The following is a 9,065-nucleotide window of genomic DNA, read 5'->3' as shown; positions in this document are numbered from 1 at the left end:
ACAATAGTCTACCTGTTAACTGGTTTGCTGCGCTCAAAACCGACATCTGTCATCATGAGCCAACGATTTTCTGATGGACCAGGACACAAGCACCTGTGAAACATGATTGCCACTATCACCCCGGCGACCCTGCCAAATGGCACTGCGGGGAGTGCCAGATTCATTACTGCAGTCGCTGCATGCCCGATGCCGACACCCGCCAGCGCCGGGCTCTGTGCCCCCGCTGCAGCAAGGCCATGCGATATCTGGGCGCCGCCACCGAGGTGGTCCCCTTCTGGCAGCGACTCGGCGCTTTTTTCCGCTACCCGTTCCATACCGATCCGCTGATCGTTATCGCCATCTGTACCCTGGTGCCGGTGGTTGCCCCGGCCAATCTGATTGGCATCCTTATCTGGATAGTGCTGGCGCTTGCCCTCTTCAAGTACACCTATGCGGTGATCAACCACACCGCTGAAGGTCACCTGAAACCGCCGGCCGTATCCGTCGCCTTCACCGGCAGCGGCTTTGACATTGTCATCCTGCAGTTCCTGGTCTTCGTGCTAATGGGCGGGCTGGTTGGCGCTGCCGCCATGCTCGGTGGCCCCATCCTGATGCTGCTGGCGCTGGCATTTGTCATTCTGGCATTACCGGCCAGCATCATGGTTCTGGCCATGGAACGCTCGGTGGGTGCTGCGGTGAATCCGATGAACCTAGCGGTACTGATCTCGCGAATTGGCACCCCTTATTTCCTGCTGTACGGCTACCTGATCCTGCTGACCCTCGCCTCGGGCGCGGCCCAGGACTTTGCGGTGAATCATTTTCCGTTCTGGGTTGCCCAGCCCCTCGCCGGCTTCCTGAACAGTACCTTCACCCTGATCCTGTTCCACATGCTTGGCTACCTGCTGTTCCAGTACCAGGAAGAGCTGGGATTTGCCTCGGATATCCAGGATGACACCGCAGGTCAGGACACCCACCAGCGCGACCGCAGCGCCCGCTTTGATGCCGATATCGATATGAACCTGAAAGACGGCAACTACGATCGGGTGCAGAACATGTTGAGGGAAGCTTTGAAGCGGGACCGGGATAACGCCCTGAGGATCGGCCAGCTGTACCAGCTACTCACCGCCCGCCAGGACACCGACGAACTCTACCGCTACCATCCACGAATCCTGGGCTGGCTGGCCGACCGCAACGACGGCGAAGGCATCGCCGGTGTGCTGAATACGATCCAGAAAGCAGAACCCGGCTTCAAACTGGAGGATCCGGACCTTTCAGTGCGCTGCGCCCGGGCCCTGTACCACCGGGGCCAGTTCAAACCGGCCTTGCGAGTGCTTCAGGATTTCCACAAACGCTTCCCGGACAGCGAACAGCTGGCCCCAGCCTATCTGCTGGTCGCCCAGACCCTGGCCAACGGCTTGTCCCAGTGGGAAAAGGCAACGGCCTTCCTGACGTTTATCCAGAAAAAATGTGTGAATCATCCGCTGCATGAGCAGATTACGGTTTATCTGGAGCAGGCGCAGAATAAAGAGCCGCTGAAGGGACCGAAAGCAACGTTTTCTGCCCAGGACTGACACAGGGTATGGGAGGGGCTTCCCAAAACCGTGCGGAGCCATGGATGGCGGAGCCGAGCGTACAGGGACGTATTCACAGCGTGTTTTGGGAAGCCCCTCCCATACCCTGCTGCCCCGAGGCTAGCCGGCCTGAAGAAGTTGACGATAATGACGAGCTTTGGGCGCCATCTGGCGCTTTTCAAACTCTTCCACAAGCAACCGACAGGCCTCGGTAGTCAGCATGTCATCGCCTGTGCTTCTGAGCCGCTCGAAAGCTTTCTCTGCAGCCTTGAGGTCATGTTGCTTGAGACTGGTGAACAGGACCCGGTTATGGTCGTCTGCCGCTAGTGGCTGATAACTCTCCCCCTTGCCGAGGTATTCCTGCCAAATCGCAATCATCTGCTCTGGCTGGCGCCGGCTGAGGGCATCGTTCATCAGCTCTTTGGCGCGATCACGATATTCGGGCAAGTCCGGGCGGAGTTTGGCCAACTGGTAAAGGTGTTCCAGCAGAATATGGCGTTCCGGATAGTGCTCACGAAGAGCCTCGAATTGCCGCCGGGCCAAATCGAACTCCATTCGGCCGAGGCTGGCCATGGCCTGGGCGTAACCGGTGGTAAACCGGGCATCCTGCTCTTCCTCTTCCGGTTCAAAAAATTCCTCTCGCACCTGCAGCCAGCTTTTGCCAAGCAGCCAGACCAGGCCGGCACCTGCGATCAGACCGCCAGCGTGGGCCATGTAGGCGATACCGGTGGCACCGGCATACCAGTAATCGTAGATTTCCTTGCCCACCCATACCGGTAACAGAGCAATAGCCGGAGCACGGAAATAGTTGAAGTAAACGCCGAGAAAGTAGAAGAAACGGATCTTCTGCAGGCCATAGATGGCTACGTACATGCCCATCAGGCCGGAGATCGAGCCCGAGGCACCCACCAGGGGTACATAGCTACCCGCCGAAACCGCGGTAAACATCAGGCCGGACAAGGCACCGCAAACCAGATAGGCAATCAGGTACCGACCCGGCCCCAGGGCTTTCTCAACGGTGAATCCCAGCAGGAACAGGAAGATCAGGTTACCGATGATATGGCCCCAGCCGCCGTGCAGAAACTGGTAGGTGATCAGGGTATACAGTGACAGATCGGCAGGAACCAGTCCCAACTGGTTGGCACTCAGCTTCTGGATGTACTGCTGCTCTATCGCAGTGCGCTGTTCCTGCCAACGGGCCCTTTCTGTCGGCGCCCAGATCACATCACGGTTCTGCAGCAGATACTGGTAGAACTCCCGGTCCATCATCAGATTGATGGCCAGCCAGAAGGTTTCGTTCTCTTCCCGGAGTTGCTGAAACTGCTGTAGTTCGTATACCCGGCCTTCTTCACCCTGGAACTGGATTTGCCGTTGCAGGTAATCCTCGTAGGCCGGCGCCTCCAGCTCATGTAGGTCGGCGGCCAGGTACTGTTCAACGGCCTGCTCGAGTTTCCGGCTGTCGTCCCCCTGATAAAACAGGAAAACCAGCAGGCAGGCCATGATCAGGCCCAGGGTGACCCAGGGCGGGCGTTTCCAGTTGATGGCGTTCTCGGCGGGGATAATCAGCATGGGCGGTCACAATTCATCATAATCTGTCCCTGAAAGTCTGCTTTTTACCACAGCCACGCCTTCTTTTCGCGCTCAAATGGAATCCAGCGCAAAGGTCGCTATGGGTCAATCCCGGAAATGTGGCACACCCCACAGAGTCGGAAAAGCCCGGACTACCGGTGAGACTGTCATTGGCGCGTCATACAAATGACATTAAATCATTTCCAGCGACGGACTGTGCCGGGACATGTATCGACTTTTCGCCAATTGCCGTTATTCCTGCTCCGGCCAATAGTGAACAGGAATAACAAGAAAAACCGGATACCGAACCAAGGATTTTCAGATGACCGTACTTGTATTGGATAACCCGGGCCTGATCGCCAATGCTGCGATGGCCGCAGGCTTCACCGCTGCCACTTACGATGCCGGGACCAGACGCCCGCACCGCATGAAGTTCCATTACGGCTTCAACAAGCACTCACTGGACAAGGATGACATTGCCTTCCTGCAACAGCACGCCGCCTACCTGAAGGAGCATCCTTCCGTGAGCGTGCGGATTCATGGCCATTCCGACAACTTCGGTTCGGAGGATTACAACCAGTTTCTGTCACGATTGCGGGCCAATGCAGTGGCGCGAAGTCTCATTCAGGAAGGCGTGGAGGAATCCCGGATTCTAATGCGGCACTGGGGCTCAGCGCGCCCTCTGGCAACGCCGGAAGACAGGGCTGCCAACCGCCGAGTAGAATTGGAATACATGGACATGGATGTCGCCCAGGCACTCTGAGCGGCAACACCAACCCCATAGGCCGCCCCCGGACTTACCGCATAGCGGGGGCTGGATGCACCCTGCACAGGCGTGATGGAACACCCTGCAACCGCTGTCGGCGGCTTTTATGAAATCTTAATTATTCCGATTTCTGAAGCGGTAAACGGATCAATTTCATTAAAACTGAAAATTATTATTCAATAAAAACAAGACTTTATTTACAAACTAGAAAGCAAACTTACATTTATTTAACGAACCTTTTGCCCGAATTCCTCGTCTTAGTCATGTATCCAGGGTTTAACTGTTACCTGACTAGAGAGGTCACTATGAACGCAAAAACCTTCACCACTGCCGCACTCATTGGTTCGATGTTCCTTGCCAGCGCCACATTCGCTGCAGGCGGTCCGCGCAACAGCGACGGCGGGGGTCGATCGGCAGAAACTGCCGATTCGGAAGATCTGACCACCATTGAGGTGAGCGATCTGCAGTTCATGCGCGAAGAGGAAAAGCTGGCCCGAGACGTTTATCTCACAATGGACCAGTACTGGGGCGACAGAACGCAGGTATTCGCAAGAATCGCGCTGTCCGAAGAATCTCATACCAGCACCGTAGACTACCTGTTGAAAAAGTTTGATGTTGAAGACCCGGTAGTGAATGACACGATCGGCGTATTCACCAATCAGGAACTTCAGGCCCTGTATGACGAATTGGTTGCCAAGGGAAAAAACTCGTTTGTTGATGGCCTGTTCGTAGGGGGCCTGATCGAAGAGAAGGATATGAGAGATATTCTGGCCGCGATTAATCAAACCGATGAGCGCGCCATCGTTCTTGCCTATTCCAACCTGCTGGATGGATCAAAAAGCCACCTGAAAGCCTTTGTAAGCGTGATCGAGGCACAGGGACTGACCTATGAGCCTCAGGTACTGGATGCGGAAGAAGTAGAGCTTATCCTGGAGGATGAGAGCCAGGTTGAAGACTGACCGGTTATAAAACCGGGTTGCTGAAAGCAGAACGGGCGGCCATTGGCCGCCCGTTCTTTTCTGGTCTAGCCATAAACCTGCCAGACGTTCCACAACAGCAATAAGGCTGTCACCAGAATCGCCAGCCAGGTCAGCAGAATGCCGATCATACGGGCCCAATGGGTGCCACCGCGACCGTTGATCATGCCGAAGGCATGAAGAATGCGGCCAACCACCAGCGCCATACCGGTCCAGTAAATCAGAGTACTGGAAACGCCGTTGAGCTCAGCGATAGCCAGCATGAGCAGACCGAGTGGCGCATACTCCACCAGGTTGGCGTGGGCCCGGACCGCGGCCTCGAAATCCCGATCATCGGTGACGCCCAGGCCCTTTTTGTACTTCAGACGAAATTTGACGACCTGCGCCGACAACACCAGCAAAAGAATGCCGATAACTGCGGCAAACACTCCGGTTACGGGTACGATCATGCTCAGGCCTTCTTGATTGCACTAACAATAGCGAGAAGCAACACAGCGCCTACCGTTGCGGTGACCAGCTCACCAACAGCACCCTGGGCCGCCAGACCGAGAAGGCGGAACACAAAACCGCCGAGAAACGAGCCGACAATACCGATACCGATGTTGGCCAGAATGCCAAAACCACGGCCCTTCATGATCAAACCAGCCAGCCAACCGGCCACACCGCCTATAATCAAAAACAAAATCAGATTCATCTCTTGCCTCTCCCTGAGGGTCGTTGAACGAAACGATCAGTCCCGCAAGACTGCCCTGTTTACCGAAGTGCTTCAAGCACTTCCAGACGAGGCGATTACAATGTGGCAATCGTCTCCGACATTTTTTTGTGGCAACGCTCGATCAGCTCCGGAATATCATCAGCCGTGAGACCCTCGGTTTCGATGGGCGGTAAAACCCGAATGGCCACTGACTCACGCCGGCCGGTCCAGCCGACGGCCTCATCGGCGTACTCCTGAACACAGACCATGGTGATGGGCGCGCCCGATGCTACCGCTGCGTGAAACGCGCCTTTCTTGAATTTCTGCAGTCCCCGGCCTCTGCTGCGAGTGCCTTCGGGGAACACCCAGAGGCTCTTTCGATCCCGTGCGATGGCGCTGCTGGTGGCCTTCATGACCGCAATGGCCTTGTGGGAGCGTCCGCGATTAAGGATAACGTTACCGCCCAGCCAGAAGACCTGGCCAAAGAAAGGCACCCAGACCAGTGACGATTTACCAACCGTGACGGTGCGCGGCGGCAACAAGTCGCCCACAACAAACAGATCGTCATTGTGCTGGTGATTGGCAATGACGACGGTAGGCCGGTCCTGCGGCATGTTTTCCCAGCCTTCAAGAGGGCGCTCCATACCCAGAACCGCCCGCCCGAAACGAGCGACGACGCGCGCCAGGATACGGTTGTTGTCCGGATTGAACGGCCTCGCCGCGTAGAACACGAGCGCGAACAGGCAAATGATCGGTACGCTCAGCCACGCCAGCAGTTTTCTGATAATACCCATGCAACCAAACTCTGCAGCGAAATTTTGGCGCACAAGTGTACGCCAACTTTATATTCCGGCAACAGTGTCAATTTGTTCCCTTTGTTTACCCTTTGCCGAAGCTCTTACGACGTATCGCAGTGGCCCACCGGCGTCGACACTGTCGAACGGGTAACAGGTCACCAGCAGAAGCGTCCCCTCTGGCAGACGCTGGGTATCGATCAGCTCTGAACGGCTGTCCACCACCCGGGCACCCTCCACCAGGTAACTCTGCCAACGGCCATCCCTTCCCTGCAGACGCACCTCATTGCCGGTCTCCAGTGCTTTCAGGCTCCGGAAATGTGTATCCCGGTGTCCGGCAATGATCACGGCTCCCCCGACATCTGCGCCTCCGGTTAATCGGCCCGGCCCAAAGGCGAGGCTCTCACCATGGGTATCGGCCAGAACAATCATCGAGTCGTTCAGTTCCGGAATAGCCAGCCGGGCTACCGGCCAGGTGTCCGCCCACGGCCAGGGGCGCGATTCCGTCTGCCGGGCCTGGCTTTCAGCCCAGGCGATCGCCAGCAATTCCTGGGCGATAACCGCCTTGAGCGGAATCCATAACCCGAATACCAACAAGGTAGCAGAGCTGGTCAATAACAGAAGCAGCAGCCGGGTCATGAGAACGCCCTCCTCTGCAGCAGCACAATCGCCAGTGAAAACATCAACCCCACCAAACCGAGCGCGATCAGCAACGGCGCCGATGTTGCCGTCTGTGGATAGCGCAGCATGCCCGCCTGGCTGCCCGCCGGTAGAAGAGTGGGCAAACTATCCGATTCCATGGGCGCCTCTGAACTTCGGGCGGGTGTGGAATCCACGGCCACAAAACTGGTGTAGGCAGACATCAGGCCGTGCTGAACCGCCAGCTCGGTCAGGCCGGCCTTATCGGGCTCCCGGCCTGTGACCTTAGCCTCATCCTCCAAACTGTCGATTTTCTCCCTCGCCCAATGCCGATGCAGCCCCGTTGCGGGAGCGGCCTGCTGCAGATCGAGCGTTCTGGTCCAGTCCCTGCCACCCGGCAGGCGCCCCGACACCTCCAGCTGCCCCATGGCCGGGACGCCACGAACCACATGAATCAGCGGCTCGCCCTGGAACAAATCGCCCGGGCGTCTCGGAAACGACTCCTGACCGGCTTTCTGGCCGGGCCAGTTGACCCCGATATCGGTCAGAACCGGTGACTCCATGGCTGAGAACAGGGCCTGCAGAGGTCCATCCACATCGGAAGGCGAGTGAATCGCCGTGTAGGTACCCCGCCCCCAGCGGGCGGCTTCGCGCATGAAGTGCCGATTCGGCGCAGAGCCAATAGCCACCGTAAACAGCCTCTGGTTTCCAAGCTGCTGGCGGATCTGCCGGAACAGCGCAGCTTCATTTCCCACCGCGCCATCGGTAATGAAAATGACCTGGCGCACCCGTGCGCCGTCTTCAGTCTCGCCTCCGCCTTCCAGGGCTCTGGAAAGGGCTGGAGCCATCTCGGTGCCACCGTCGGCACGAAGGCGATCCACATACTGACGCGCCCGGGCAAGGTTGTTACCGGTGGCCACTTCAGGCTGCATGAACAGGGAATGCGTCTGGCTGTTGAACTGGATGACATTGAACCGGTCCCTCGGTGTCAGTGTGTCCAGACCGGCCTGAAGAGCATCTCGGGCCTGGCGGATCGATTCGCCCGCCATGGAACCGGAGGTGTCGATCACGAACACCAGATCCCGGGGCAACGCCATGGCGCCGTTTTCGCCCGGCACCAGCATCGCCATGAGATAGTCCTCACCCTGCCAGGACTGGTGAAAAACCGCTGCGGAGGGTTCCAGCCCGGCAACCGGACGCCACCGCACCACGAAATCACGATTCATCAGGATCTCGCCGCCATCGGGACGAATCCTGAAAGTCTGGCCATCCTGACTGGTCGCGAGACGGTGGGACGGGCTGGAGACGCTCTCCAGCGGCAGCCCGGAATCAATCACCAGATTAATCACCGCCCGGTGGCTGTCGGCCGCCACATCATCCGGGGTTACCGTAAACGGACTGATGGCACCGGCATCCGGCACCTCGGTCGTCGGCAGCGCCCACCCGCCTTGCCACTGATCCGGTGCGGTGCTGACCGGCGCTCCCGGCATGTAACGCGGCGTCAGCGTGGTCGGCACAGTGAGCTCGAACACCCCGGCCTGATACTGCACCGGTTGCTGGTACTTCAGCTTAACCGAAACCGTCTCCCCCGGCGGGATATTGGCAACCCGGGCAGTAAAAAGATTCGGACGCTGCTGCTCCACATTCGCCGCATGCTGCCCGGCCTGCTTTGCTTTCTCATAGGTCTGCCGCGCCGTCTCCCTGGGCTGCACCTTGCCCTCAATGGTCCGCTCCCCCACCGTCATCGTCAGACCGTACACACTGGCCTTCTCGGGCAACGGGAACACGAAAACGCCTTCGCGCCACTGGTCGCTGGTATTCTGGAAACTGCGCAGCAACCGAGTGTCGGCAATCAGTCCGCTGACCTGAATGTCGAATTCACTGTCCAGCACCAGCGCCGGTTCCTGCCATTGCCCCTGGCCGTCGACAAAATGCAACTGGCCGACCTTGTCTGCCTCATTCGCCTCGGCATACAGTGGGTGAACAAACAGCATCAGCAAAACTGCCAGCCAGAGGCTAATTCCCTCACAGATCTGCTTGAAACGACGGTGCAGAAAGCGGCTCATGAAAGAGGCC

The 9,065-nt window shown here is 57.9% G+C and carries 9 protein-coding genes; 3 read left to right on the top strand and 6 right to left on the bottom strand.

The genetic code is table 11. The features are described from left to right. Positions 1 to 95 precede the first annotated feature (95 nt). A complete protein-coding gene (locus B2W52_RS21535) occupies positions 96 to 1,550 on the top strand; it encodes a hypothetical protein (RefSeq protein WP_286804040.1) in 1,455 nt (484 codons plus the stop codon). Positions 1,551 to 1,670: 120 nt separating this feature from the next. Here the strand turns inward: B2W52_RS21535 and B2W52_RS21530 are convergent, their stop codons facing one another. Further along, positions 1,671 to 3,119 (bottom strand): rhomboid family intramembrane serine protease, encoded by a 1,449-nt coding sequence (locus B2W52_RS21530; RefSeq protein WP_092030596.1) that lies wholly within the window; start codon positions 3,117 to 3,119, stop codon positions 1,671 to 1,673. A 322-nt stretch (positions 3,120 to 3,441) separates the two neighbouring features. Here B2W52_RS21530 and B2W52_RS21525 point away from each other — a divergent pair, with 322 nt between their 5' ends. After that, entirely contained in the window at positions 3,442 to 3,882 is a 441-nt protein-coding gene (locus B2W52_RS21525) for an OmpA family protein (protein ID WP_014578618.1), read from the top strand. A 308-nt stretch (positions 3,883 to 4,190) separates the two neighbouring features. Continuing rightward, entirely contained in the window at positions 4,191 to 4,844 is a 654-nt protein-coding gene (locus B2W52_RS21520) for a DUF2202 domain-containing protein (RefSeq protein ID WP_273069395.1), read from the top strand. 65 nt (positions 4,845 to 4,909) lie between these two features. Here B2W52_RS21520 and B2W52_RS21515 read toward each other — a convergent pair whose 3' ends face one another. The 5 genes from B2W52_RS21515 to B2W52_RS21495 form a co-directional block, all read right to left on the bottom strand. Further along, positions 4,910 to 5,311, bottom strand: a complete 402-nt coding sequence (locus tag B2W52_RS21515; protein ID WP_041645712.1) for an MAPEG family protein — start codon at positions 5,309 to 5,311, stop codon at positions 4,910 to 4,912. 2 nt (positions 5,312 to 5,313) lie between these two features. Then, a complete protein-coding gene (locus B2W52_RS21510) occupies positions 5,314 to 5,556 on the bottom strand; it encodes a GlsB/YeaQ/YmgE family stress response membrane protein (RefSeq protein ID WP_008175780.1) in 243 nt (80 codons plus the stop codon). Between the two features lie 95 nt (positions 5,557 to 5,651). Then, positions 5,652 to 6,350 (bottom strand): lysophospholipid acyltransferase family protein, encoded by a 699-nt coding sequence (locus B2W52_RS21505; RefSeq protein ID WP_014578620.1) that lies wholly within the window; start codon positions 6,348 to 6,350, stop codon positions 5,652 to 5,654. Positions 6,351 to 6,398: 48 nt separating this feature from the next. Next, entirely contained in the window at positions 6,399 to 6,989 is a 591-nt protein-coding gene (locus tag B2W52_RS21500) for a class GN sortase (protein WP_053113239.1), read from the bottom strand. Then, entirely contained in the window at positions 6,986 to 9,055 is a 2,070-nt protein-coding gene (locus B2W52_RS21495) for a marine proteobacterial sortase target protein (RefSeq protein ID WP_286804041.1), read from the bottom strand. The genes B2W52_RS21500 and B2W52_RS21495 overlap by 4 nt, the downstream gene beginning before the upstream one ends. Positions 9,056 to 9,065 lie beyond the last annotated feature (10 nt).

The sequence above is a fragment of the Marinobacter sp. UBA2498 genome (assembly GCF_002341575.1).
GTDB classification, from domain to species: Bacteria; Pseudomonadota; Gammaproteobacteria; order Pseudomonadales; family Oleiphilaceae; genus Marinobacter; species Marinobacter manganoxydans.
The sequence above is the reverse complement of the archived record's forward strand: the minus strand, read 5'-3'. Positions and strand labels throughout refer to the sequence as shown.

What these genes read in the sequence shown, in the direction of transcription:
- B2W52_RS21510 (WP_008175780.1), bottom strand. Translation starts at nt 5,556, where the DNA reads ATGAATCTGATTTTGTTTTTGATTATAGGCGGTGTGGCCGGTTGGCTG.
- B2W52_RS21505 (WP_014578620.1), bottom strand. Translation starts at nt 6,350, where the DNA reads ATGGGTATTATCAGAAAACTGCTGGCGTGGCTGAGCGTACCGATCATT.
- B2W52_RS21495 (WP_286804041.1), bottom strand. Translation starts at nt 9,055, where the DNA reads ATGAGCCGCTTTCTGCACCGTCGTTTCAAGCAGATCTGTGAGGGAATT.
- B2W52_RS21515 (WP_041645712.1), bottom strand. Translation starts at nt 5,311, where the DNA reads ATGATCGTACCCGTAACCGGAGTGTTTGCCGCAGTTATCGGCATTCTT.
- B2W52_RS21520 (WP_273069395.1), top strand. Translation starts at nt 4,191, where the DNA reads ATGAACGCAAAAACCTTCACCACTGCCGCACTCATTGGTTCGATGTTC.
- B2W52_RS21500 (WP_053113239.1), bottom strand. Translation starts at nt 6,989, where the DNA reads ATGACCCGGCTGCTGCTTCTGTTATTGACCAGCTCTGCTACCTTGTTG.
- B2W52_RS21525 (WP_014578618.1), top strand. Translation starts at nt 3,442, where the DNA reads ATGACCGTACTTGTATTGGATAACCCGGGCCTGATCGCCAATGCTGCG.
- B2W52_RS21530 (WP_092030596.1), bottom strand. Translation starts at nt 3,119, where the DNA reads ATGCTGATTATCCCCGCCGAGAACGCCATCAACTGGAAACGCCCGCCC.